This window comes from Desulfobulbus propionicus DSM 2032 (assembly GCF_000186885.1).
Classification (GTDB): domain Bacteria; phylum Desulfobacterota; class Desulfobulbia; order Desulfobulbales; family Desulfobulbaceae; genus Desulfobulbus; species Desulfobulbus propionicus.
The window spans coordinates 468,253-493,403 of record NC_014972.1; the positions used below are offsets into that span (position 1 = coordinate 468,253).

The 25,151-nt window shown below is 57.1% G+C and carries 20 protein-coding genes and 1 tRNA gene; 10 read left to right on the forward strand and 11 right to left on the reverse strand.

All coding sequences use genetic code 11. From position 1 onward, the window contains the following. Positions 1-15 precede the first annotated feature (15 nt). Positions 16-804: an alpha/beta hydrolase gene (locus DESPR_RS02225; protein ID WP_015723185.1), complete on the reverse strand. Its 789-nt coding sequence runs from the start codon at positions 802-804 to the stop codon at positions 16-18. A 557-nt stretch (positions 805-1,361) separates the two neighbouring features. On the opposite strand from DESPR_RS02225, the gene DESPR_RS02230 reads away from it, so the two are divergent. Continuing rightward, on the forward strand, positions 1,362-3,197 hold the full coding sequence (locus DESPR_RS02230) for a transthyretin-like family protein (RefSeq protein ID WP_015723186.1): 1,836 nt from the start codon (positions 1,362-1,364) through the stop codon (positions 3,195-3,197). A 144-nt stretch (positions 3,198-3,341) separates the two neighbouring features. Continuing rightward, entirely contained in the window at positions 3,342-5,738 is a 2,397-nt protein-coding gene (locus tag DESPR_RS02235; protein WP_015723187.1) for a VWA domain-containing protein, read from the forward strand. 173 nt (positions 5,739-5,911) lie between these two features. On the opposite strand, the gene recD2 is transcribed toward DESPR_RS02235, so the two are convergent. From recD2 to yedE, 5 genes are all read right to left on the reverse strand, one after another. After that, entirely contained in the window at positions 5,912-8,410 is a 2,499-nt protein-coding gene (gene recD2, locus DESPR_RS02240; RefSeq protein ID WP_015723188.1) for an SF1B family DNA helicase RecD2, read from the reverse strand. 198 nt (positions 8,411-8,608) lie between these two features. Beyond that, a complete protein-coding gene (locus DESPR_RS02245) occupies positions 8,609-9,475 on the reverse strand; it encodes an NAD(P)H-hydrate dehydratase (RefSeq protein WP_015723189.1) in 867 nt (288 codons plus the stop codon). Then, on the reverse strand, positions 9,463-10,017 hold the full coding sequence (locus tag DESPR_RS02250; protein ID WP_015723190.1) for a putative Se/S carrier protein: 555 nt from the start codon (positions 10,015-10,017) through the stop codon (positions 9,463-9,465). Before DESPR_RS02250 ends, DESPR_RS02245 begins: the two co-directional genes overlap by 13 nt. Positions 10,018-10,020: 3 nt before the next feature. Further along, positions 10,021-10,239, reverse strand: coding sequence for a sulfurtransferase TusA family protein (locus DESPR_RS02255; RefSeq protein ID WP_015723191.1), 219 nt, complete (start codon positions 10,237-10,239; stop codon positions 10,021-10,023). 12 nt (positions 10,240-10,251) lie between these two features. After that, positions 10,252-11,343 carry a YedE family putative selenium transporter gene (yedE, locus tag DESPR_RS02260; protein WP_015723192.1) on the reverse strand — a complete coding sequence of 364 codons (1,092 nt, stop codon included), beginning with the start codon at positions 11,341-11,343 and terminating at the stop codon, positions 10,252-10,254. A gap of 403 nt (positions 11,344-11,746) precedes the next feature. On the opposite strand from yedE, the gene DESPR_RS18270 reads away from it, so the two are divergent. Then, positions 11,747-11,843: transfer RNA gene (locus tag DESPR_RS18270), tRNA-OTHER, on the forward strand. 259 nt (positions 11,844-12,102) lie between these two features. Here DESPR_RS18270 and DESPR_RS02270 read toward each other — a convergent pair. Beyond that, positions 12,103-13,023 (reverse strand): selenium metabolism-associated LysR family transcriptional regulator, encoded by a 921-nt coding sequence (locus DESPR_RS02270; protein WP_015723194.1) that lies wholly within the window; start codon positions 13,021-13,023, stop codon positions 12,103-12,105. A gap of 195 nt (positions 13,024-13,218) precedes the next feature. Further along, positions 13,219-14,787, reverse strand: a complete 1,569-nt coding sequence (gene norR, locus DESPR_RS02275) for a nitric oxide reductase transcriptional regulator NorR (protein WP_015723195.1) — start codon at positions 14,785-14,787, stop codon at positions 13,219-13,221. Between the two features lie 182 nt (positions 14,788-14,969). On the opposite strand from norR, the gene DESPR_RS02280 reads away from it, so the two are divergent. From DESPR_RS02280 to DESPR_RS02290, 3 genes are all read left to right on the forward strand, one after another. Continuing rightward, positions 14,970-15,290, forward strand: coding sequence for a cupin domain-containing protein (locus DESPR_RS02280; protein WP_015723196.1), 321 nt, complete (start codon positions 14,970-14,972; stop codon positions 15,288-15,290). An 83-nt stretch (positions 15,291-15,373) separates the two neighbouring features. Then, positions 15,374-16,843, forward strand: a complete 1,470-nt coding sequence (locus tag DESPR_RS02285; protein WP_015723197.1) for a DUF438 domain-containing protein — start codon at positions 15,374-15,376, stop codon at positions 16,841-16,843. Between the two features lie 55 nt (positions 16,844-16,898). Continuing rightward, entirely contained in the window at positions 16,899-17,090 is a 192-nt protein-coding gene (locus tag DESPR_RS02290) for a ferredoxin (RefSeq protein WP_015723198.1), read from the forward strand. A 7-nt stretch (positions 17,091-17,097) separates the two neighbouring features. Here DESPR_RS02290 and DESPR_RS02295 read toward each other — a convergent pair whose 3' ends face one another. Then, on the reverse strand, positions 17,098-17,388 hold the full coding sequence (locus DESPR_RS02295) for a hypothetical protein (protein ID WP_169701510.1): 291 nt from the start codon (positions 17,386-17,388) through the stop codon (positions 17,098-17,100). A 212-nt stretch (positions 17,389-17,600) separates the two neighbouring features. On the opposite strand from DESPR_RS02295, the gene DESPR_RS02300 reads away from it, so the two are divergent. Next, on the forward strand, positions 17,601-18,257 hold the full coding sequence (locus DESPR_RS02300) for a hypothetical protein (protein ID WP_015723199.1): 657 nt from the start codon (positions 17,601-17,603) through the stop codon (positions 18,255-18,257). Positions 18,258-18,336: 79 nt separating this feature from the next. Further along, entirely contained in the window at positions 18,337-18,750 is a 414-nt protein-coding gene (locus DESPR_RS02305) for a GreA/GreB family elongation factor (RefSeq protein ID WP_015723200.1), read from the forward strand. 22 nt (positions 18,751-18,772) lie between these two features. Here DESPR_RS02305 and DESPR_RS02310 read toward each other — a convergent pair whose 3' ends face one another. Together DESPR_RS02310 and DESPR_RS02315 are read right to left on the reverse strand one after the other, a co-directional pair. Further along, positions 18,773-20,410, reverse strand: a complete 1,638-nt coding sequence (locus tag DESPR_RS02310) for a sensor histidine kinase (RefSeq protein WP_015723201.1) — start codon at positions 20,408-20,410, stop codon at positions 18,773-18,775. Between the two features lie 39 nt (positions 20,411-20,449). Continuing rightward, the gene (locus tag DESPR_RS02315; RefSeq protein ID WP_015723202.1) at positions 20,450-21,535 is read right to left on the reverse strand and encodes a lipid II:glycine glycyltransferase FemX; all 1,086 of its coding nucleotides are present in this window, start codon (positions 21,533-21,535) and stop codon (positions 20,450-20,452) included. A gap of 837 nt (positions 21,536-22,372) precedes the next feature. Between DESPR_RS02315 and DESPR_RS02320 the strand changes: the two genes are divergently transcribed. Both DESPR_RS02320 and DESPR_RS02325 read left to right on the forward strand, forming a co-directional pair. Beyond that, entirely contained in the window at positions 22,373-23,503 is a 1,131-nt protein-coding gene (locus DESPR_RS02320; RefSeq protein WP_015723203.1) for a sensor histidine kinase, read from the forward strand. Positions 23,504-23,585: 82 nt separating this feature from the next. Then, complete coding sequence (locus DESPR_RS02325; RefSeq protein ID WP_015723204.1) at positions 23,586-24,953, forward strand: sigma-54-dependent transcriptional regulator; 1,368 nt, start codon at positions 23,586-23,588, stop codon at positions 24,951-24,953. Positions 24,954-25,151 lie beyond the last annotated feature (198 nt).

Genomic DNA, 25,151 nt, shown 5'->3' on the forward strand with positions numbered 1-25,151 from the left:
GGCAGAAAATTCCCGTTATCGCCCGCCCACTCCTGGCAGCCAAGCCAGGACCCGCTGAATTTGCCTATCCCAGCACGACCACTCGTGCCCGCCTGGCCCTTCCTCATAGCACACCGACAAGCCCAGTGACGCCGCATGCTCGCGGAACCGGACATTGTCCGCGTGGAGGAAATCCTCGGTCCCGCACCACTGGTACAGGTCAGGGCGCGGATGCTTCTGTTCGACCAGCCGCGCCGCGAGGGTGAAGAGGTCGTCGCCGCCTCCGGCCAGCGCGTCGATTTCGCCAAAAATGTGGCGGAACTCGCCGTGCCCCGCCACCTGTTCCTCCTTGGCAAGGCGGACGACATCCAACGCCCCCGACAAACTGGCAGCCGCCGCATACCGCTGTGGGTGCGTCAAGGCCAGCTTGAAGGCTCCGTAGCCGCCCATGGAAAGCCCGGCCACATAGTTGTGGTCGCGCACCGCGGAGAGCGGGAAAAAGTGGCGGGCAATGGCCGGCAGCTCCTCGCTGACAAAGGTCCAGTAGCGTTGGCCGGTGATCGTGTTCGCATAAAAACTGCGGTGCACGGCGGGCATGACCACGGCCAGGTTGAGGCCTTCCAGATAGCGTTCGATCGCGGTGCGCCGTTGCCAGGCGGTGTGATCGTCGGACAGACCATGGAGCAGGTACAAGGTGGAAAACCGCTTCTGGCGGTCTGACGTACCGCGTTGGGTCTCCAGGGGATCGGGGTCGGGCAGCAGTACCTCCATGGACGACATCAGCCCCAGCACCTGGGAAAAGAAATGACAGTGAATGAGTGCCATTGATTCCGCTCCGTTATGCCGTGTTGGTGTGGTTGCCAGCCGCTCGCCTGTCCGGCGGCGGGGCGACCCGGTGGAATGCCGCCGCCTTTCGCCGACCAGTTGGAACCTCCTGCGGCCAGCATGTTCCCCTGGTGCAGGGGAAGCAATAATCGAACGATCCGCCGGCAAAGTCAACGGGTTTGCGGACAGAAGCGCAAAAAGCCCCATTCGCCGCCGATCGATTGATCGATTGCCGCGCACCACCGCGCGCAGCAGACGGCTGACACGACGACGGTCATGGGGCTGATACATGGACTATGCATTTTCTACCTAATCTCACTCTATTGTTCTTTGCCGTCCATCACTTTATTAATGAAAAAAATGCAAGGCAACCTTGTGGATTGCTCGGGCGACGATTTGAAAACAATACCAGTCGGCCTCAATTCCGGTCGTTGCTCTCTGTATCTGAAGCGAGGGAAGAGGAATCAAGCCGCTGGATCGTGGGGAAAAACAATGCCGGTCGCGCATTGTTGAAGAAAACAGATTGCCTCATCAACCACAACAAAGGAGTCAATGCCATGGCCAACTACATCTTCAAGGGAAAACTTCGCGCCTATATCTGCAAGGAATGCCTCGATGTGCTTGCCGGCGTTCAAGTGCGCCTTTATCGCCACCGAGACAATCAAGATGTGTCCAATTTGGTGCAGGCAGAGCCGAAGCATACCTTTGCGGTGCTCAGCGATGCGGAGATAGCGGCCAAGGAGCGATTCCTGATAGCCGAAACCCGCACCGATGAGCAGGGCGAGTTCGCGTTTCGGCTCAGTACCGACAAGGACAAATACGCTGGCGAGGCCTTTGAGGTGGATGTGCGGATGACCTCGGTGCCGGGGCAGAAAGCCGATGCCAAGCCGGCGACGGTGCAGTTCACCATCACCTCGCTCAAACCGGAATGGACGCAGCACGGCAATGAGCTGATCGCCCCGTACTGGGATTACCTCATCCCCGCGCGCTTTTGGTGTCATCTGCTTGCCTATTTCGACCTCTGGGTGATTTGTGGCAGGTTCGTGACCTGCGAGGGAAGAAGGCCGCTGCCCGGCGCCACCATCCGTGCCTTTGACGCCGACTGGATTCAGCATGACGCCCTTGGCGAGGCGATCACCGACTTCAATGGCCAGTTCCGCATCTATTACACTTCCGCCGATTTCAAGAAAACACCGCTTTCACCGTGGATCAACATCGAGCTGACCGGTGGGCCGGACCTCTTCTTCCAGGCCGAGTACGGCGGCAGCCTGGTGATCAACGAGAGTTCCTCGGCGGGTCGCCAGGCCGGCCGCGAAAATGTGGGCCACTGTTTTTGCATCGAGCTGTGCACGGATAAAATCGTGCCGCCGGATGCCGATGAAATCCCCCATTGGGAGCGGGTCGAGGAGTTCGAGGTCGACACCGATTTTTCGCCCGAAGGCTATGCCGGTGGCGGGTCGCTGGTCATGCACGACTGCATCGACCTGCACGGCAACATGCCGCTGACGAACGTGGCCAACGGCAAGGCCCTCAAATACCGTTTCCTCATCGGCGCCTGGACCTGGCCCGGGGCGGAAGACCCGGCGGTAATCCCGCCCAACGCCCCCGCTGACGCCGATCTGGTGCCGGTGAAATCGATCTGCGACTCCACGGTCGGGTATATCTATTACAGCGATGCCAACGGCGATCCGCGCTCGGCACCGGTCATTGTTCGCTCGGGCGACCTCGATGGCGACGGGTGCCTCACCCTGCTCGGCATGGTTGTCAAGGTCGACATGCACGACGGCACCACGGCGGACATCACGGTGACCGAACACAACTTTGTCGGCGCCTATCTGCTGATGACCATGAATTCGCATGCCCACACCCCCGCTCCCTACGACATTCTCCACTACCTGGGACTGGCGGCGGCGGGCACGGCGGTACCGGTGGCGGAACGCGCCCCCATTCGCCGCTTCAAGCTGCGCTTCCAGGTGTACGATGTTGATCAGGCCGTTGATAAAACGACCGACAACAAGACCCTCGGCGGCCTGGTGATCGACAACTCCCCGGTGAAATATGCCTTGCACCTGACCGAGCTCATGGGCGACCTGTGCAACAAGATCACCAACGAGGTACATATCCTCTACACCATCGATCATCCGCACCTGAATTCCTTCAGTGTGACGATCGAGAACAACGGCGGCATCGTCCACAACGCCCCGCCGCTACCCCACGGCACGTTCAGCGGCAATTTCTTCTTCCGCGGCGGGGAGAGCGGCGGCGCGGGCTTTACCGTCAATGTCGCGGCCGATCCGGTCTGCGCCTATGCGGTCAAGCTCAGTTGGCAGACCCGGCACTATCACAGCAACCGGGGCAACAGCCGCCACACCCAGATCCTGTACTGCAAGTGACGGCCGACGGCCCGGCTTCGGACAAAAGACGCCGTGATGGAACGGAACCAGGGATGCAAGGGGGCAACGTTGATGCCGTGCACGCCTCAAGCGAACGGGTGAACGTTGTCTCATGTTGACATATTTCACGATAAGGAGGTCACGATGAGTGGAGCGACTGGTCAGCGAACACGGGGCGTGTGGTGTGTGCTCTTCCTGCTGGGCATGCTCGGGCCGAGCGCTGATGGGGTGTGGGCCCAGGGAACCGCGCAAGGGGAAATCGAAGGCCGGGCGGCGCCGGTCGCGCGGCGCATGTGCCTGGCCGGGGCACACGCCGGAAGCCTCTGCAATGAGGACGCGGATTGTCCGGGAGCTGCCTGCCGGGATCGCAACATCGTCAACCTGTCCGTGGCCGTGCACTACGACGCGCCGGCCGGGGACATCACCACGATCCAAAACATGGTCAGCGCCGGTTCGACCACCCTGTTCGATGTGACCGACGGGCAGACCGAAATCGGCCAGGCAACCATTCACAACAATTCCGCCGGGACCACCCGGGCCGACATCCGCGTCTACCCGGCGACCTGCACGGGCGGCACCCAGATTGGCAATGCCTGCAACATCAGCAACGACTGCGCCGACACGCCCGGCACCAACGATGGACGCTGCGGCGTCTGGTGGATGGCGGATACCGGTTCGTGGCGCAATAGCGGCAGCGTGCATGTGTCGATCAATTATATCAACGCCGCCGGGGCCAATGTCGGCCAATTCATCGGTCACGAGCTGTCCCATCTGCTCTTCGACGTGCGCGACGAATACGAGAGCCGTCCGGGGTGCGGAGCGAATACGGGCAACGCCGACTGTCCGGACGCCGCCGCCGGACAGACCGAATGTCTGATGGACAGCAACCAGTCGGAGTTCTGCTGGGGGCAGGGAAACCCGGCCAACCTGACCGACCTGACCGGGGGCAACCATGACGCCACCAACATCACCGAGCAGTCGCAATGCCGCAATAACCGCTCCTGCTGGGAACAGGTGGTCTGGGCCTGGCCCAATACCATCCTCGCTCCCACCGGCGCGCCCGATCCGGCGGCCCACGGTGCCGCCGTCAACCCGACCCAGTTCGTGGTGACCCACGACACCGTGCGGGTGGTGCTGGTGCTTGACGAATCCGGCAGCATGAACGCCGAGACTCCCAAGCGCATCGAGCGCCTCAAGGTCGCGGCCAAGAATTTTGTATCCCTGGCCGAGAACGGCACCGAACTGGGGATCGTTTCCTATGCCAGCGACGCCGCCGTTGCCAGCGGCCGGACCGAGGTGGCCATCGCGCCGCTGGGGGCAAACCGCGCCGCCTGGAACAACGCCATTGACGGCCTCGGACCGAGCACCCGGACCAATATCGGTGCCGGTCTGCAAAAAGCCCGCGACCTGATCACCGCTGCTGGCGGGGTGACCGCCAACACTTATATCGTGCTGATGAGCGATGGCCTGAACAACGAGCCGGCGCCGCAAGCCAACGCCGATGCCGATCTGAACGGCAAGATCGCCATGCTGCTCGCCGACGGCATCCCGGTCTACGTCACCTGCACCGGCAGCGACTTGGGCTTGGCGTCGCAGTGTTCGGAAATCGGCACCGGTACCGGTGGCCACTACGTCGATTCGGCGGACTCCGCGCGGCTGCCGGAAGCCTTCGCCGACTTCCACGAACGGATCGTCGCCCACGAGCCCGTCCGTTCGGTGACCGGCGATCTGGCCAAGGTGACCCCCAAGGATCCGGTGGCCACCGCGTTCGTCGAAGAGGGCGCGCAGTCGGCCTCGTTCGTTTTCCAGTGGGCCAATCCCGAGGCCGGGGCCAACATGGTCATCCAGGACCCCAAAGGCGATTATCACGACACCCAGCAGATGACCATGGGCCGCTTTCTGCGCGTCGCCAATCCGGTCCCCGGTGACTGGCGGATTTTCGTCAATCCGCGCGGCACGGCCAGCCCCTTCGTTGCCCGCGCCTTTGTCCGCAATCCCGCCAATCACCTGGCGGTCGGGGTCCGCTACCCAAGCGTCATCCCGCAGGGCGATATCGCCATCTATGCCTACCCCAAGAACATGGGGCTGGCAGTAACCTCCACCGAGCCGATCCTGGCGCGGGTGACCCGCCCGGATGGCACGCACGACACCCTCGAACTGTTTGATCGCGGCCGCGATGCCGCCGGCCATGGCGACGATGTCCCCGGTGACGGCGTCTTTACCGGTGTTTACAAAGGGACCGCCCAGGCTGGCCCCTATCAGTTCCTTGTCCAGGCGGACATCAAGGACTGGCAGGTCAGCGCCGATGCCCACGAATACAAGCAGGAGGGGCCGACCACCCGGTTCGTGCGCGAGGCGCGCCTGTCCTCCGCCGTCGATGATCCGAACGTGATCGAAAGCACGCCGGAAGACGACCGGCCCGTTGTTGTCGAGGATGGGTGGCAGTGCGAACGCTACCTGTGCCTGATTTTGTTGGCCCTCCTCGTCTTCCTGGTGCTCAACCTGCTGTGGCTACTCTCTTGCTGGCGCTCGCGGCGATAAGTTGGCGGTCACCGTCTCGCATCGAGGCGGCGAGCCTTGTTATCCCCTGGGGAAGTTGACCCGAGAGGCAAGAACAATCGAAACCACCCGGACGGGGGGGATCTCCCCCCCGTTTTTTTGTGGCCGACGAGGGGTGCGGTGTCGGCCGTTGGCAATCCCGATTTTGTCCGGGGTCACCGGTCCCTTTTCGCTTCGTTCACAAGCAACTCACCCAAAGCGGTTTGTCGCCTGCTGGTGTCTTGGTTGCGCACCGCCATGGCCAGCGCCTTGCGCGTGCCCACAAAAACGGCCAGCCGCCGGGCCCTGGTCAGGCCGGTGTAGATCAGATTGCGAAAGAGCATTTTGAAATGCTGCGGAAGGACCGGGAGGATCACCGCTTCAAATTCACTGCCCTGGGCTTTGTGAATGGTGATGGCGTACGCCAGTTCCAGTTCGACGATGTCCTCCTTGCGATACACGACCTCCCGATGATCGGGGAAAAAGGAAACCACACAGGTCAGCTCTTCGTTGTCCAGGTGCGTGATCCTGCCGATGTCGCCGTTGAACACGCCCAACTCATAGTTGTTCTTCCGGTGGATGACCCGGTCGCCCACCCTGAACAGCCGTTCTCCCACGGTAAGCTGCGCCTTCCCTTCCCGGGGCGGATTGGCCGCTTCCTGGAGCATGCGGTTAAGGCTATGGGTGCCGAGGCTGCCACGGGTCATGGGCGACAACACCTGGATTTCACAATGCGGTCCGAAATATTTGGGAATCCATTCCAGGTAGAGCTTGCAGACCGTGTCCGAGGCGGTCAGTCCATAATGCAGGGCTGACCAGGGATGTACCTTGCCCAGCACGGCGCGCAAGGCATCGATGTCGGTGTGCGCGCCATGGATCGCCTCCAGATTGACATGCTGGAACTTTTTCGGCACCACGAATCCTGGCTCATAGGGTACCAACGGTTCATTGGTCCGGAAGGCGTACAGGTTTGCCTCGTCCTCCGGGAGAGTGTCCCGGGTGCGCGCCTGCAACCGTTTGACCTTGCCGATGAAAGTCAACTGCTCCCGGGTGGCTTCCACCGCATCGATGAAGAGGCAATCCGCCTTGTTCCGCCACAATGCCGGCTTGTTGAACGGTGAGTCGATCGAGGGCAGCGCGCCGCTGTTGATCTGATGCGCGTATTGGACGATCAGCGATTGCCGCGCCTGCCGGAAGACCTTGCTGAGATGGAAACAGGGGATCTGTTGGGAGGCGATCAGGTCGTGCAACACGTTGCCCGCACCCACCGATGGCAGCTGGTCCGCATCGCCGATCAAGAGCACCTGACTGTGCTGGGGCACCGCCCTGAGCAGCGACGCCGTCAAGCTGATGTCCAACATCGAGCATTCGTCGACGATGAGAAAATCCGCCGCCAGCGGTTCCTGCTCGTTTTTCTTGAATGTTCCCTGCTGCCACTCCAGCAGGCGATGGATCGTTTTCGCTTCCCGGCCAATCACCTCCGCCATGCGTTGGGCGGCCCGGCCCGTGGGCGCGGCGAGCACGACCTTAAATCCCATGGCCTCAAGCAGGTGCACCAGCACCAGGGTGGTGGTTGTCTTGCCGCAGCCCGGACCGCCGGTCAGGATCGAGAAGCGTTCACCGGCGATTTTGGTGACCGCGGCCGCCTGTTCCTCGCTCAAGGATAAGGTGTGGGACGCGCAGTACCGGTCAATCCAATGCCTCACCCGATGTGTGTCGAGGGAGGGAGCGGGACCGTGGCGCGCAACCCGCTGGGCCACGTAAACCTCGTCGAAGAAGAGCGATTTCGCGTAGTAACAGGCCACTGTCCCCTGTCCTGGAACGGCAAGGTGCCGGACCATGAGCCGCCCGTCCTGTTCCATCTGATCAAGCAATGCGGGAAGCCGGCCACCGACTTCCAGGTGCAACAGCTCCCCGACCTGGGCCTCGATTTGCGACGCGGTCAGGTAACAGTGACCGAAGTCCCTGCTCGCCGCCAGCACATGTCTGATCCCCGCCATGACGCGCTGCGGGCTATCGGCCGCCAGGCCAATACTCAAGGCCACCTTGTCTGCGGAAAAAAAGCCGATCCCGTAAATATCCTGGGCGAGCCGATAGGGATCCTCGGTGACGGAGGCGATGGCACGGTCGCCGTACTGCCTGTAGATGCGGACGGCAAACAACGTGCTGATGCCGTGTTGCTGGAGGAACATCATCACGTCACGGATCGCCCGATGCGCCGCCCAGGCCGTGCTGATCATTTCCAGTTTCTTGCGTGCGATCCCCGGGACCTCGAGCAGCCGTTCTTTCTCCCCTTCAAAGACAGCAAGCGTTTGTTCCCCGAAGTGGGCGACAATGCGTTTGGCGGTCTTGGGCCCCACCCCCTTGATGAGCCCGGAGCCCAGATACTTTTCCAGCGCGGCCGAGGTGGCCGGTTTTCGTTCAATCGCCTGGGTGGCCTGGAATTGGCGGCCATACTGGGGATGCGCGGTCCAGGCGCCCTTGAACTCCATGGTGGCGCCGGCGAACACCTTGGTCTGATGGACGACCACCGTCTCCTGCCGCAGAGGGTTGGCGAACGGGGAAACGCGCAAGATGGAAAACCCATTGTCGGCGTTGTGATAGGTCACGCGCTCCACAATGCCCCGGATGGTTTCTTCGATCGCCCCGGTGTGTCCGGTGGTTGGTTGTCGCATGGGAAGAAGGGGGATTGGGCAAAAAAGTCCGGCCCGCCGCGCATCGAGGGCCGATATATTGATCGTCTGATCATTCCAAACAAACTTCGCGAAAAAAGGCAAGAGATCGGTTCTGCCACCGCCAACCGCGAGCAGAAGGGGCGTTTTCGGCCGTGCCAACGGCCTTGGGTAGACCTGGCGAACAGCTGCGGCGCGGCGTTAGAGGGAGAGGTTCTGGAGGGCGTGGTGCAAAGCGTTCGGGATGGCCCCGATCAGCTCGGCAACCTGCGTGGCCGGAGTGGGATGGGCGAACAAGCCGCACAGCCGATTGGCCGTGGCCGCGACAACGGCGGCTTGGATCGGGGCAACACCTGATGCGCACAAGCAGGCCAGCAATCCGGTGAGCGTGTCACCTGTGCCCCCGATGGCCTCCATCGCCGGAAACGAAGGGCTGCTGACCTCGGCAACCACCTGATCCCTGCACGCAATGTAATCCGTGCCGCCCTTCACCAGCAGATGGGTGGCGGCATTGCCGTACCGGTATGCCTGATGGATCAGTTCTTCAACCTTGTTGTGTTGATGGAGGAGGAATCCTCTTGTGTAAAAAGGATGCGGCGCCATTTCATCCGCCAAGAAAGCCAGCTCGCCGGCATCGGGCGTGAAAAAATCATAGCTGGCCGCCTGGCCACTCATCTTGGCCGCATACATGAAGCCCGCATCGGCAATCAACATCGGCGGCGTGGCCAGGGCCTCGACGGCAAAGAGCACCTTGGTGTGCCAATCCACATCGGGTTGCAGGTAATGAAAGGTGAGCACGTGCAGGTCATGCGCCTGCACGTGCTGGGTGAGGAATTGATAGACACGCCGACTCCCTTGCCCGGTGCCGATATCTCCGGCAATGAAAGCGTAAATTTCCGGACCGTCGAGATATTCAGCCGCCTTGGCCGCCGCCGCAAGCAACGCCGGCGTGCCGCGATGAATGGGAATACGCTGGTCGGCGAGCCACAGCTGGCCATCCAGCATGCGCGCCCGCCCATGAAGCAGCGGTACGCGGGCATCAGGAATCGTGCCAACTATGCCAAGCATCGCCGCCGGAGCTCCTCATGGGCCCGTTCAAGTGCGTACCCGCACAAAGTATGTCCAATGTCGCGTGGCCGGGGGGCGTCGCTGAGTTTTTTCCCCACCAGCTCGTTGGCCAGATACGGGACATCCGGGCAGCCGCCGCCGGAAATGTTGACGATTTCCAGGGTGTTCTTGGCCACGGTCATTTTCATGTTCGCGGCGCGCACCATGAGATAGTCGCCAAAATCCGTCACCGCAAACAGGTCGACCGGGGCGAGTAGCGGCGCGGTCACCGGCACGATGCTCAGCGGAAAAATGTTCGCCCGTTCAAGCATCCGCCTGATGGCCAGTTCCTCGATCAGCGGGAACTCAATGACCAGGTCGCAGCCGGTTTGCAGCTCGGGAGGCGGCCCCATGACCCGAACCGGCATGTCCTGTTGCTTGAGCAGGGTTTCACACCGGATCACCTCGCTGGTGTGCTCAAAAACCATGATGCCGCGGCCCGCGCCATCCCCGTGGATGTCCGAACGGGGCGCGGATCTGATTCTTTTCAACCAGCCAAACACGAATCAGCCCTTTCCGATCGTGATCCGGTACCCATCGTCTTCGGCCACGATCTCGACGACCTGCCATCCCAGGCCGGCGGCAGCGCGGCTCACGTTTTCCCTTGCCGTATCGGTGTCCACCAGGACAACCAGTTCCTTGTTTTCCTCTTTGCGCATTGCCTCAAGGGCCATGATTACCGGTTGCGGGCAGGAAAGCCCCCGGGCGTCAACCATCGTTGGCATGTGTATCTCTCCTTACGCGTTCTTGTTTCGCATGGTCAAGCCGATGAACAGGCACACCGCCAGCCCGACCACCACCGCCGCGATCCCATGGGGGCCGATACCGTTCGGGGTGCTGGCCAGTCCGAAATTATGGGCAAAGCCCGCGCCGACAATCATGCCCAAAACGAAAACGGCCGCGTCGCCATCCCCTTCGCCGGCGAGAAAGAGTTGCCGCCCCGGGCAGCCGCCGGCCAGGGAAAACGCGAGACCGGCCAAGCTCATGCCGGCAAAGTTCCACACATGCTGATTGTGCGCTATCGGCTGCCCGGTAAAGCCCGGATGGAACTGGCCGAGAAGCATGTTGGTGACCCACGCAAAAAAGATGAGACTGACAAAACCACTGAGCAAGTGGGTATGGCCAAACAGCAGGCCGTCGCGAATGGCGCCCATGGTGCAAAAACGGCTTCTCTGGGCAAGGATGCCGATGCCCACGCCGATGGCAAGCGAGACCCATAGCGGTGCGTGCATGGAACCTGGTCCCTTCAGGCTGTAGAAGAGAAACTCACTTTTCGCCTGACCTTCGGGTTGTGGCGCGATCAGCAGCAAGGCAAGGAAACCGAGCATGATCAGCGGCATGATCCAGCCCACGGCCGCGTGCGTCGAGTGGGTCCGGCCGAGAGTGTACCCCCGTTTCAACAGCAGGGTGCCGATCCAGATGCCGAACGTCAGGCCGGCAAGCCCCAGCAACGCGTTGCCGTCGCCGCCCGCCAATCGCAGCGCCGCCCTCCAGGGGCAACCGAGGAAAACCAGGGCCCCGATCATCGCGAAAGCTCCCAACACAAAACGAACAATGGGCGCCGAGCCCACGCGTGGACGAAACTCCTTGGCCAGATAGGCGGCAATCAATGCCCCAAGCACAAAACCGATGATCTCGGGCCGGAGATACTGCACCACTTCCGCCCGGTGCAGGCCCAACGAGCCTGCAATGTCTCGTTCGAAGCAGGCCACGCAAATTCCCATGTTCGCGGGATTGCCAAATTTCTGCAGAAAGGCCGCCAGGATGCCGATGATGGCACCCACGCCGACGATGCCCCACCTGGTGGCGAACACATTCTTCCCTCTCATCAATCATTCCTCCTGCCTGCTATGATGCTGTTCAAGATTTTGCAAACGGACACGACAGGTCCGCGGCGCGGTAAATGTGCCGCTCCCCGCAACAGGGGCATGGGGCGGTGAGCACCACTTTTGCATCCAGTGTCTTGGCTCCATGCTCGTCCCGCACCACGCCGTTGTTCTCCCTTATCTCGAAATGGCAGCTGGTAAAATCCTGTCCGGTTCTCGGGCAGAGGAACAGCAAGGACATCATGGTTTGCTGCTGTTGTCGCAAGCGCTGAAACATCGTGGACCCATCGCCAAAAAGCATGTTGTCAAAAAAAGCGCCCTACGATATCATTGCGATCGTCAATAAGTCAAATAGATTAAATCTATGCAAACCGTGGGGCTATCGGGAAACCCGGAGAGAAGAGTTGACTGGTTGAGTTGGCTGGCGCCGGCCGCGGGCTTCAACCCCGTCGGGCCGCCTGTGCAAGGGCGGCCGTTTGGTTCGATTCCAAAACCAGTCTCCAGCATAAGGAAACCACGGGAAAAAGCACCGGAAGGGCGGGTGGAGACAAGGAGTGGGAGGGCCGGATGGGGTGAGATTCGCGGGATGGCGCGATTGTGCTGACACTCCGTCCCCGCCCCGGAATCCATGGGCGGTTTGAGGCGTTGTCTACCGATGGCGCTTGAACCCGCTCCCAGGGAACGGATGCATGCGGAGCATGGCGAGGTTCCCGGCGCGGGGTGTCACCTGGAAGCGGATCGCCTGCTCCATCGTCGACACGGTCAATCCGTGCGGGAGGCCCCGCCTTCCCGCTCCGCTTGTGTCCGCAGATGCTTGACAAAGGCAGAAGCGGCGGGGTGAAGCGCTTTGTTTTTGCGGGTGACGAGAGAAAAGGGGCGTTCGCCCGAAACATCCTTCACGGAAAGGGCGACCAGCGAGCCGCGCTCCAACTCCGCCCGCACGGACCGGCGCGAGAGCATCGAAATTCCCACTCCGGCCTTGACCGCCTCCTTGACCGCCTCATTGGAGCCGAATTGCGCCACCTCCCGCAGGTCGGACTCCTTGTATCCCTTGTTTTCGAGAATGTGGGCGATATTCTTCCGGGTCCCCGAGCCTTGCTCCCTGAGAACAAAGGGCTGGGCCAGCAACTCGCTGACAGGAATCGGTTGTCGGTCGATCAGGGCGCTGCCCGGCTGGGTGATCAGAACAAGGGTGTCGTGAAAAAGCGCCTGCCATTCGAGACCGCGCTCGTTCCAAATTCCCCCGACCAAGCCAAGGTCATATTCGCCATCAAGCACTTTTTTCGCGATGGCCCGTGAGCCGCTGACATGCACGATGGTTTTGATTTGCGGATACTGCTGGTGAAACATGCCGACGATTGCGGGGAGAATATAGGTTCCGGGAATACTGCTGGCACCGATGAGCAAATTGCCGACAAACTGCCCGCTATAGTGAACAATGGCCTCCACGGCCTCCTGCTGCAGGCGGAGCATTCGGGTGGCATAGCTGTACAGAAGCTGTCCGACCGGGGTTGGTTCCACCTCCCGGCCAAGGCGATCGACCAATTTTTGGCCGAGTTCCTCCTCGAGATTCCGGATATGATCGCTCACCGTCGGTTGCGAAAGCTGCACCGCCTGAGCGGCCTTGGTAAAACTTCGCAGCTCGACGACCTTGCAAAATGCGTCAAGTTTTCGGATGTCCATTTCTGTTATCGATCATCAGAGGGGTCAGATTTGTGACCGTTTGGGGCCGCCCGCCTGCCGGGTGCCGCCGCAACCGGCCGCCGGGGCGTGCAGCTCGGGCTGTCCTTGACCTGTTCGGGGGCAGTGCCACAATCGCTCCCAGGGAAAGAAAAGAACCGTCCCACACGGTCACGGCAAGAGCGTTCTCCTTCTTTCTCAGCGTCCCGTACCCTTTTTTCGTATGCCCAGTCTGGTCGCCAGATTGTGCAGATTGCTCCTGTTCATGCCCAGTTCCCGGGCCGCTGCGGCCCAATTCCCTTGGTTTCTTTCCAGAGTTTCTTTGATGAGTCGAATCTCGTAGGCCTTGACCACAGCCTTCAGGGAGATCCCCTGGCGCCCGATGGCCAGAACTGGTTCGAGGGCACTCCGGGTCAAGGGAGCCTGCACGTTGAGGTCGCCGCTGACAAAGGCCGGGGTGACCGTCACCTCCTTGCCGCCGAGTTGCGTGGCGGACGCCTTGAGCACGGATCGGGAAATGACGTTGTCCAATTCGCGAACATTGCCTGGCCAGGCGTAGCGCGTCAGCAGGTCCAGCGCCTCCTCGCTGATCCGCACCTGATGCAGGCCCAGATTGATTCGCGCTTTTTCGGCAAAAAAATCAGCGAGCAGGGGAACGTCCTCGCGCCGTTCCCTCAGAGGCGCCACGTTGATGGGGTAGACATTCAAGCGGTGATAGAGATCGGCTCGAAAGGTGCCGGCGGCCACCTCCTGCTCGAGATCCCGGTTGGTGGCGGTGATCAAGCGGACATCGACGTGCTGAATCTTTTCGGAACCAACCCGCTGAATTTCGCCCTCCTGGATCGTTCTGAGCAGCTTGGCCTGCACGTCGAGCGGCAGTTCGCCGATTTCGTCGAGAAAAAGCGTCCCCCCATCCGCCAGGGCAAACTTTCCGGTCCTGTCCGAGACCGCTCCGGTGAATGCGCCCTTGACATGGCCAAAGAGCTCGCTTTCGGCAAGGGCAGTGGGCAGGGCGGCGCAATTCAGGTAGAGCATCGGCTTGTCCCGGCGGCGGGAATGGTTGTGCACCGATCTGGCGACCAGCTCTTTGCCGACGCCCGTCTCTCCGAGAATCAGGATGGTGAAATCGGATTTGGCGACAAGTTCGATCTCCTGCCGCAAGCGTTTGATGTGCGCGCTGGCGCCAAGAATCTCGTGGCCCCTCTGTTGCTGGATGTCGCGCATCAGGTCAGAGGCCAGCAAGCCTTGCCGTTCCGCTTCCTTTTCCAGGGCGCTGAACAGTTCGACCGTCTGGATCTGGGCGCTGGTCAACGAGGCGATGACCTGGACGTACTGTTTGGGGAGGTGCCTGAACGCCGTGGAGTCAATGGCATCAAACACCAGCACGCCGACCAATTGCTCGCGCATCAGCAGCGGACAGCCGAGGCAGGCATGAATGTGGTGGACGGATTCCAGGTCGATATCCAGCAGTCCGTCAAACGGATCCGGGAGTTTGCTGTCGCTGGAGAACAACGTCGGTTGACTGGATCCGCAGATGATGTCCAGCCGTGGGTGATCCTTGCGCCGGAAAACCCTGGCCATGGCCTTTGGTTTCAATCCCTTCGCGGCAATGGGGGCCAAGGTGTCGTTTTCGAGCCGGAGCAGGGCGGCGGAATCGTAGGGGATGGCAAGATGGAGCGCTTCCAGCAGCCTTTGGTAACGATCCTCGGCACCCAAGACCGCGGTCAGGTCATGGGCGATGATTGAAAGCGTTTCCAGCAGTTTCATGTTTTTAAAAATACAACAATGTATACATGGGTACAACGATTAAATGTTGCGATTATAAAAACAATTTAGATAACATTTTGATATGTAAATATATTATTACTGGCACGCTCGTTGCTATAAATAAGGAAACGGCGTTCATTCACGCCTCGGAACAACGACCACCAAGAGACAAGGAAACAGCCATGAAGACCATACAACTCGATACCACCAACGAATTCAGTGCGGGGGCCATGAAACGGTTTTTTCTCGTTGAAGATTCCCCCTTTTTCAAAATCATCAACTTCAATCTCGATGCGGGCGTCACCTTTCCGGTACACGCGCACGACCTGGACGGCGATCTGTCCATCCTCGTCTTGGCAGGCGAAGGGTATTTTCTGGATGGCGAAGGGCAAAAAATCCCGGCCAAGGCCGGAGACCTGCTTATCTCGCAGATCCGCGAACCGCACGGGGTCGAGGCGACCACCAAAATGCGGCTGCTGGTCACCATCGCGCCGCCGATTTGACGAGCAGGTCCATAAGGCAAGAGACATCGATCATCCGCAAACAACAACAGTTATTGCCCACGCGCACGTACCCAGAGGTTGCCATGTTACTGACCAAAGACACGACCATCTATACCTTGTCGCAAGAATATCCTTTTTTGATCAATGCGTTGGCCGAGCACAACAAAACCTTTGAAAAGCTGAAAAATCCGATGCTTCGCCAGACCATTGGACGGATGGCCACCATCGAAAAGGCCGCGTCCATGGGGAACGAGGGCGTTCTCGAACTGATGCTCTTTATCGCCGGCACGATCATGGCGACCACCGGCACGCCCATCGAACTCTCTCCGCCCGCTGTTCAGGCGTCTGGGGGGGGAACGGGTAACCTGTCCAGGGAGCGGCGCTTGACGGCGCTCAAGGAGATTATCCGAGAATTGCACGATGGTGCCGAGCTCTCGCGGTTGCAGAAGAAATTTGCCCAAACCGTCGGCGACATCAGCCCGGAAGAGATCGCCTCCCTGGAGCAGTCGCTGGTCAATGAGGGGTTGCCGGAATCGGAAATCAAGAAAATGTGCCACCTGCACGCGGCGTTGTTCCACAACGCGCTGGAGGGGCAAGAGCTGCCGTCCATGCCGCCAGGACATCCCGTGCACACCTATATGGAGGAAAATGCACAGGCAAGAGCGGTGATCGCCGAAATCAAGCAGGAACTCGACAAGGCCGGCGAGGAAGCGGGGGAAACCGTATGGTCCTTTGTTGTTGGCCATCTCCGCTTGCTCGCAGAAGAATTGGCGGCAATACAGACCCATTATGTGCGCAAGGAAAATCAACTTTTCCCGCTGCTCGAACAGCACGATCTGGCTGCTCCGGGGAAAGTGATGTGGGAAGTGCACGATGACATTCGCCGTCAACTCCGCCATGCCCAAGCGTTGCTGGCTGGCAAGGAACGAATGGCGGCCCGGGCGGCCCTGTTGGACCTTGTGGCAGCGGTGGAGGACATGATCCATAAGGAAGAGCGCATCCTTTTCCCCATGGCTCTGCAAGTGTTGACCGATGACGATTGGCGGCGCTGCCGGCTGGGCGAGGAAGAAATCGGATTCGCCTTTGCGGTGACCCCCGGCAGCGAATGGACCGCCGTCGGCACGGTGTCCGCCGCAGCCAATGCGGGGTTGGTCGATCTGGCCACGGGCCAGCTTTCCCCTGAGGTGGTCGATGCCATGCTCCGTAACCTGCCGGTTGATATCAGTTTTGTCGACGCCGATGACAAGGTCGCTTATTATTCGGACAGTAGCCATCGCATTTTTCCCAGAAGCCCCGGCGTCATTGGTCGGGACGTCAAGAACTGTCATCCGCCGAAATCACTGCACATGGTGACCGAGATATTGGAGGCGTTCAAGAGAGGGGAACGGAAAAAAGCGGAATTTTGGCTGGAAATTGGCGGGAAATTTATTCATATCCAATATCTGGCGTTGTGGGATGAGCAAGGCCGGTATCTGGGGTGCCTGGAGGTCGGACAGGATGCCACCCATGTGCGAGCCCTGCAGGGACAGCGCCGTCTGCTGGAGTGGGAATGATGGCGGCGGTCTTCATTCCTGAAAAGACTTAAAACAAATAGATAAGGAGAGCACCATGGCACAGGAAGTACAGATCGATCAGGACGAGTGTTTGGGATGCGAGGCATGTGTTGAAATCTGCCCAGCTGTTTTTGCCTTTGATGACTCGAGAGGCAAAGCGTTCGTGAAAAACGATGCCAACGCCGACGAGGAATGCGTCGATGAAGCCATTGGCTCCTGCCCGGCTGGGTGTATCAGCAAAGAATGACGCACGATCATGAATCGATCTGCCAGTTCCTTTTGGAGAACTGGCAGATCACTGCGGCTTTTGTAGCAAAACCAGGAAGATGAGGAACCGAAAATTTTGGAGCCTCCTGGCCTTGTTGTGGGCCATTACCGCTTGTGGCGCTTGCCTTACAAACGGATAGGGCAATTTTCCCATCCAGCACAGCGCTCTGGAAACGGGGTAAAAATTCCCAGTGGCCGTAATGACCCCGTTCTGCCTTCTTTGCCAAAGGATCATGGCAAAGGGGGCGTTGAATGAATCCTCCCTGCTCGTTGGTCACGTTCGCTTACCGACACCCTGCACTGCCTTGTCCTGTCGCAATGTTTTGCCATTGCGCGTCGATAGTCGAAATTTTTCCGGTTAACTCTCTGTTGCGGCACGTTTCATGCTGTCTATTTGAAAAGGTGAAATGGCTTGGGTGCTCGCGATGAGGAGGCATGTTTTTCCCATTCGAGGCTCAATGGCGAACTCTATTCATACAGGAGGCAAAATGTGGAGAGAGTGAAAATAAAAAAATGGGTCCATCCGGTCGATAAATTTCCTCGCATTTCACACCGTGCTTCTCTCATGGAAGCCGTGGCTGCCTTAAAAAAGGCAGATGCATATTGCCAGGCAGGCTGTTTTGCACAGAGAATTCTCTTAGCCTATGACGCGGGGGGGCGCATTGTCGGCAAACTCTCGCCGGTCGATATTGTCGGGGCACTTGCATCCCATTGCGAAAGTTCCAAGGCGAATATCGGCGGATGGTCGAAGGGCTTGATCGTTACTTTGCTTGAGAAGCTGAAACAGTATCTTTTGCCGGGACGGAAGCCCCTCGCAGAACATTGGCAGAAAGCCCACCGAATTAGCATGTCTCCATACATCAAGAGGTACTCTTCCAGCAACATGATCGGAGCCAACGACACCATGGAGGTGGCGTTTCGTCTATTTGTCGCAGGCCGCCATGACTCGTTGTTCGTTGTGCAAAAAAAAGAAATACACGGCTTGCTCCTGTTCGCAGATGTTTACAAAGAAATCAGCAGGTTCCTGGAGTGCTGCCCCCTAGCGCAATTGGGTGGCCGCGATAGCGTGCGACTGCCAATCGAGAGAGACTTGTCACCGGTGCCCCGAGGGTTGTCAGCCAGGGCTCCAGCGACTCAAACTGTTTAACCGCACCGTTGTCGGCCGTTACGGAACAGGTGCCAACATCCCTTTGCCGTCATGTGGCGGCTGTCATGGAGGGGTATCCTTGTCGAGCAAAACAATTTTTATTACTGAAAAAGACAAAAAACGAATTGAACAACTGCTGCTCTTCTGTGATTGCTTCACGGGACAGGAGAGAAAATATATCCGTAAATTGCATTACGATATGAGCCAAGGACATGTGGTCAGCGCCGGGGAAATGCCGTCCAATGTTGTCACCACCCATTCTTGGGTGGTGCTGTGCGATCTTTCCGATGGCGAGGTGTTTGGCTTGACCCTGGTCTTTCCCGAAGAGGTTGATTCACAAGGGAACAGAGTGTCCATCCTGAGCTCGATTGGAGCTGCGCTTATCGGGCGGCAAAAGGGGGATACCATAGCCTATTCAACCCCTTCCGGTATCCGCAGATGTCTCATTACGACCATTTGTCAATCGCCAGAACCATGCGTCAAGCCCCCGTAGAGTTTCGGCTCTAGAAAAGGCGTCAACCTCGTACCGGAAGGCTGAGGGTGACAATCATGCCTCCCTGCGGTCTGTCCTTGGTCGAAATTTTTCCTCCCAATGTGTAGACAATGTTACTGTACATGGACAGATTGAGCCCCATTCCCTTGCTTGCGCCTCTGGACACAACAAATGGCTGCCACAATCTTTCCATTCTTTCTGAAGTTATCCCCGGGCCACTATCGGAAATTTGAACGCATACCTCTCCTGATTTGCAATAGGTGATGATGTCGATCTGACCATCACTCCCTACCGCATCCAGTGCGTTTTCGATCAGGTCCAGGATCAGTCGTTGTACTTGTGTGCCATCGGTCCTGATAGTGGGTAGTTGTTCGTCAAAGTGCAGATTAATGGCAATATTCCTATCCTCCGCCTCTTTTTCATAAAAGGAAAGGAATTCTCGAAGTATCCAGTTGAGTTGAATGTCGTATTCTGAATCGATTTTTTGCGAGAAACGGGCAAGCCTATCAATGATTGTCCTTATGCAACGCGCGTGGATTTGGATTTTTTCCAAGGCATCCTGATTGTTCTGGTAGCGATTGGTGTACCGTGTTTCCTCCTGAAGGTGGAGCTTCACGACCCTATCCGCTTGTTTTTGTATCTGTTGGAGGGGGCCGCCGATATCTTTGGCAACGCTCGCTGCAATTCGAGCAATATTAGCTATTATCTCAACATGAACCAATTGACTGTATAGCAATTTTTGTTGCTGGTCCCGCTTTTCAATCCACCTGACGATGACTCGGCTTATGATCATCGAGAAAAGCATGGAACATGCCGATAATACCAAAACAACGTAGATCGCCAAGTTCCGATAGGTATAATATCCGTCGAGAGAAGTGCCGAAATGCGTTTTAAGAAAAAGTTTCCAGTTGCTATCGTTAAACCATTTGCTGGTATAGAGGAATTCCTTGTCTTGGACGACGTTTATTTGTTGGTAATTCTTGAGCATGCGGTGCTCAATGGCATTGAGATGCCCCTGCTTCTTGAGACCCGCTGCCGGGTGCGCTCCGTTGACACTGAGAAGATACGCTTCGTTGTTCGGGGTTGTTTGGATGCGTCCGAGCATGGCTTCTAACAGGAGTGGGTTGATGGTCGCCCGTAATACACAGGTTTTGCGTCGGTCGCTCAATGCAATAATAAAATTTGAGGCACCACGCTGATCAACAAAGACATCGCTGACAGCCACACCGCCCATCAACACCTGGTTAAACCATTGCGCCTCTTTATAGTCCCTGCGCGAGTCCTCCTCATGGCTCGATCCCGCATGGGCCAGTAGGCTGCCATCGATGGCGAGCAGTTGCAGAGCAATAATATCACTATCGCGACCGTTATCGTTGACCATCTGAAGCAGGCTCGCGAAAGTTTCCACCTCTCGCAGGTGTTCGATCGGGTGGAGATTGATCAGGGTGGAGAGGAGGGTAACCTTGCCCCGCAGATAGGTGGATAGCTCTCTGGCACCATGCGCAACTCGTTGTTGGGCGGTTGCCTCCACTTCTCTGACCGAAAGCGTCTTGACATAGCCAATGGAACCGCACGCAAAGAGGGTAAGGGGGACAACGCTGACGATGAAGATCCCAACCGCAAGCATCCGTTGTAGCCGGGCCGACTCAAGTTGTTTCATGATGATAGGTCACGTTCGACTGGCGGTTGGTGATGGCTATTAAAGTCCCCTAAACCCTGCTTCGTGTTGCGACAGAACCATTTCCCAGTTTCTGAAGTTTCGATAGACATCTTCTGAGATGGGGTAGTCCCAGGAACCGCTGTTGTGCACGATGCGGCCGCCAAAACCGGTTTTGAACCGATACATTCCATAAAACGAATGGCCGGGATCGTCGCTGGGTGAGATCGCTCCCATATCGTAGGAGTGACATTGCCGAGCTTGAGCATACAGGATCGCTTTCCAATGCATTGCGTACGGGGCCATGAACTCCCGTTTGTGGTTGGATGAGGCACCGTGAAGAAACAGAGCTCTTTTCTCCGACAAGGCAATGATTGCCCCAGCGAGGGCATCCCGCTGATGCGTCGCCAACAAGAGAATAATTTCCGGCATGGAGCTTTGTTTTCCTTTTTCCGAGAATAGAGCGGAAAAATATTGATAATCGCTGGGGTGAAAACCGTTGCGCTGTGCCGTTTGACAATACAACTGGTAAAATATCGGCAGTTTATCAACCGGGGCGAGCTGCACGCGTACCCCCTTTCGCTCCGCCAGCCTAATATTGTAACGTGTTTTCGGTTTCATGCGCGATAACAGATGGTCCTCTTCACCATCGAGATCGATGACACAGGTGTTGGCAACCGTCACATCAACCGGTGCTTTCCTGAGATTCCAGCGCGTTGTCCCAAAATTCATTCGCATCTCCCGAATCCGGGACTCAGGAAAATCCCGCCAGTTCTGCCACTGCATTTCGTTGGCGTACGGTGATTCCCATGGAAGATCGTAACGTATAAAAGTTATGTTCGCGTCCACCTGTTTTATCACTGATTCCGACAGCGCTTCCAGGTAAGAACCATATTCCTCCTTGGCAGGAACAAATTCCGGTCCTTGGGGCACATAGGCGGCGACTGCATCGGGTCCAAAGGATTTGACAATCACCAACATGTCTTTGTTGGACCGTGGAGCATCTATTTCAAAGGCATAGGTTTTCCATCCCAGTCGAGTCTTGACCTCGCTCCAATACCTGCTTTGGAATAAAATGTCAGTCGGGTACAGTTCTTGTGGTGACTTCGGTTCAAGGGTCAGATACACAACATGTTCTCCTTAACGTGTTCCCAGTAACATTTGACGGGCCGTCAACTTGCTGACATGATAAAGAAATTGTCTCACTGTTGGATTGCTCGTCATTCGTTACAAAAAATGAAATGACAGCGGTAGCCGTACTGCTATCCTGTACGAAATACCGAATGTTCAGCATAAAAAAGAGCGACTCGCTGCTTCTTCCCTTGTTGAATTGTGGGGGGGATTCAACAAGGTTAAAGACAAGGAGCCGCTCATCCTGCCTAGTTTTTGCTGGCGAACCAGCAAACGCAACTAGAACTGGAATAGGTGGAAGTTATCGGTACAATCAGAGGAAAGTTCCAGCGTAGTTGACGAAGGATTTCCTCTGGCAATGTGTTGTTTCCATATCAGGAAGTTATGTCCCCCTCGGGCCGGGATGCATCATATTCTCTTTCAGCCTCTTTCTCGGGCAGTGAGTAGTCGTCCATTGAGGAGGCTTTGTTCTTCCGAAAGCTCATCGATAGATAGAGAGTACAAAGCAACTACCATGCCGATACAATCATTCACAAAGGGCTGCCGCCTGGATGGAGAACCTGCGTGGGCGCTTTGCCCATTTCATGGCCAGCGTGGAGTTTAAGGGAGACCACCTTCTGGCGAGCGGAGCACATGGCTTAGCGTTAGCCCGATAGGCGGTGGTTATTAACCGGGGAATTTCTGACCAGTGGGCTGTTTCTCCCCATCAGGCAATTCCTCTTTCCTTGAGAATGGTCGGAGGTGGCAGGTAGATCCCGCCTGAATCCGTGGCGCATCGATTGGATAATCCTGAGTTCGGGGAAAAAAGAAGAAAAACAATAATAGAAATGTTCAATGCAAGATAAAGTATTGCTGGAAGAACGAGCGAAGTTGATCGAACGGAACAAGGAACTTTCTTGCCTGTATGAAATTGCCAAGATCGTTGCTCATACGGAAACCACGGTTGCGCAGGTTTTGCAGGCGATAGTTGACGTGGTGCCTTCGGCATTCCAGTTCCCCAATCAAGTTTATGCACGAATCGTCATCGATAACAGGGTATTCATGACTGAAGGATTTTCGGAATCCGATTATGTGATCCGTGACAACCTCCAGATGGCCCGCCCTTCACACGGTGTCATAGAGGTTTTTTACCATAGACGGGACGGGGCCGAACTGGAGGGAGAGGATGGATTCTTCCCTGAGGAGCGCAAATTGTTGCAGGCTATAGCCCACCAGGTTTCCCTGATGATCAATATCAAGCTGGCCAACGAACAACGATCTCAATTGGAGGATCAACTGCGACATGCTGATCGCCTTGCAAAGGTGGGACAGTTGACGGCAGGGGTGGCTCATGAGCTCAACGAACCGCTGGCCAGCATTTTGGGGTTCGCCCAGTTGGCGACGAAAAAAATCGACGCGCCGGTCCACGTGGCCCGCTACCTCGACAAGATCATTCAGTCCACGCTCCACGCCAGGGAAATCATTAAGAAAATGATGTTGTTCAGTAGTCCTGTGCCGAATCACAAGGCCAAAATAGATCTCAACGCAGTACTTGCCGAGGGGATGGCCTTCATCGAGCCCCGTTTCGCAAAGGTTGACATTCAGTTCAAGTCAACCTTTGATCCAGAACTGCCACCCATCCTGGCGGATGCATCGCAGATCACTCAAGTATTGATCAACCTCGTGATCAATGCCATCCACGCCATGGACAGCATGGGGACGCTCACCTTGCGTACAGCCCGTGCTGGCCGGTTGGTGCAGATGGTCGTGCAGGATAATGGCATCGGTATGGACCAACAGACGCTGGAACAAATCTTCCTGCCCTTTTTCACCACGAAGGATTTAGATCATGGAACAGGTCTGGGGCTGTCGGTGGTTCACGGGATTGTCTCGGCTCACGATGGCACGATCGACGTGAAGAGCGAGATCGGGAACGGGACAACCTTTACGATCACTTTTCCAACGTATAAGGGCAAGGACCAGTAGCCCCTCTTCAATGCGGCAGAGCGAGTCCGGTTGTTGACAATCGCTTGCTGTGCATGAGAGGAACCACCCGGAGGGGAGTGAGATGGAGAGAAAAAAACAAGCGCAACCAAGTCTATTCAGGATCCTCGTCGTCGACGATGCCGAAGATGCCCGTGAGGTGATTCACACCCATCTCGAGGATGCAGGCTATATGGTGCGGACCTGTGCCAGCGTGGCAGAAGCGTTGCTGGCCGTTGAGTCGTCCGTTTTTGACATAATCATCACGGACCTGCGCATGCCCAAGGCCAGCGGTCTAGAACTGATTCAACATGTTCGCAACACTCTGGAGGATATCGAGGTCATGATGATCACGGGCTATCCATCCATTGAGGGCGCTATCGAAGCCATCAAAACTGGCGCCGAACACTATCTGCCCAAACCCTTCACGGAACGTGAGCTGTTGGAGGCTGTACGAGCGATTGTTGAAAAGCTGGTCCGCAAACGCCTGGCACATGGCCAATCGATTTCCGGTCAGACGTATGGAATTGTTGGTGAATCAGCTGCAATGCAGCATGTGTTCAAACTCATCGATAAGGCTGGCGACAACACGGCAACCGTGCAAATTTCCGGGGAGAGTGGCACGGGTAAAGAGCTCGTGGCGCGCGCCATCCATTATGTCGGGAAACGTCGATCCTCTCCCTTTGTCTCCGTCAACTGCACGGCAATACCAGAGAACCTGATCGAGAGCGAACTCTTTGGTCATGTGAAAGGGGCCTTTACCGGAGCTGGAACTGCCCGCAGCGGATTTTTTGAAATAGCTGACGGGGGGACTCTCTTCCTGGATGAGATTGGCGACGCTAGTCTGGCCATGCAAGGGAAGTTATTACGAGCCATTCAGGAGAAGGCCATTTACAAGGTTGGCTCCAGCAGACCTCTGCACATCGACACCCGTCTGATCTGCGCCACCAACAAGAATCTGAAGCAATTGATCGAAAAGGGGTTGTTCAGAGAAGATCTGTATTACCGGATCAACGTGATCGATATTTCTTTGCCTCCCTTAAGGGAACGGGAGGATGACTTGTTGCTTTTAATGAATCATTTTCGGGCGAAATTTGCCAAGGACACTGGACGTCCGGCTCCTTTTTTCAGTGATGAAGCATTGCGACAGCTGATGCTCTATCACTGGCCGGGAAATGTGCGTGAACTCGAAAATTTAGTGCAAAAACTGGTTCTTATATGCGAGGGGGACACAATTGAGCTGGTGGATCTTCCGTCGACGTTGAAGCCCGCTGTCGGCGTGGGCAAGCGATTGGATCGCAGTCTCGCCGAATATGAAGCGGAATATATCCATGAGGTTTTGGGCAGTGTGCACGGTAATAAAACCAAGGCAGCTGCCATACTTAAAATTGACCGTAAAACGTTGCGAGAAAAAATAAGCAATCGGTATCAAAAAAATGAGATTAAGTCGTAACGAAATAAATGAAGGCAACAAAAAAGGGGTTAGAGAGTAATCTCTAACCCCTTGAATGTATGGCGCGCCTGGAGAGATTCGAACTCCCGACCTACGGATTCGTAGTCTCTGGGCTGGCCTATTTACCAAGAATAACGAATGATAATTATATTGACTAATCAATATCATAAGCATAAGGTGGAGCATAACGAACGATAA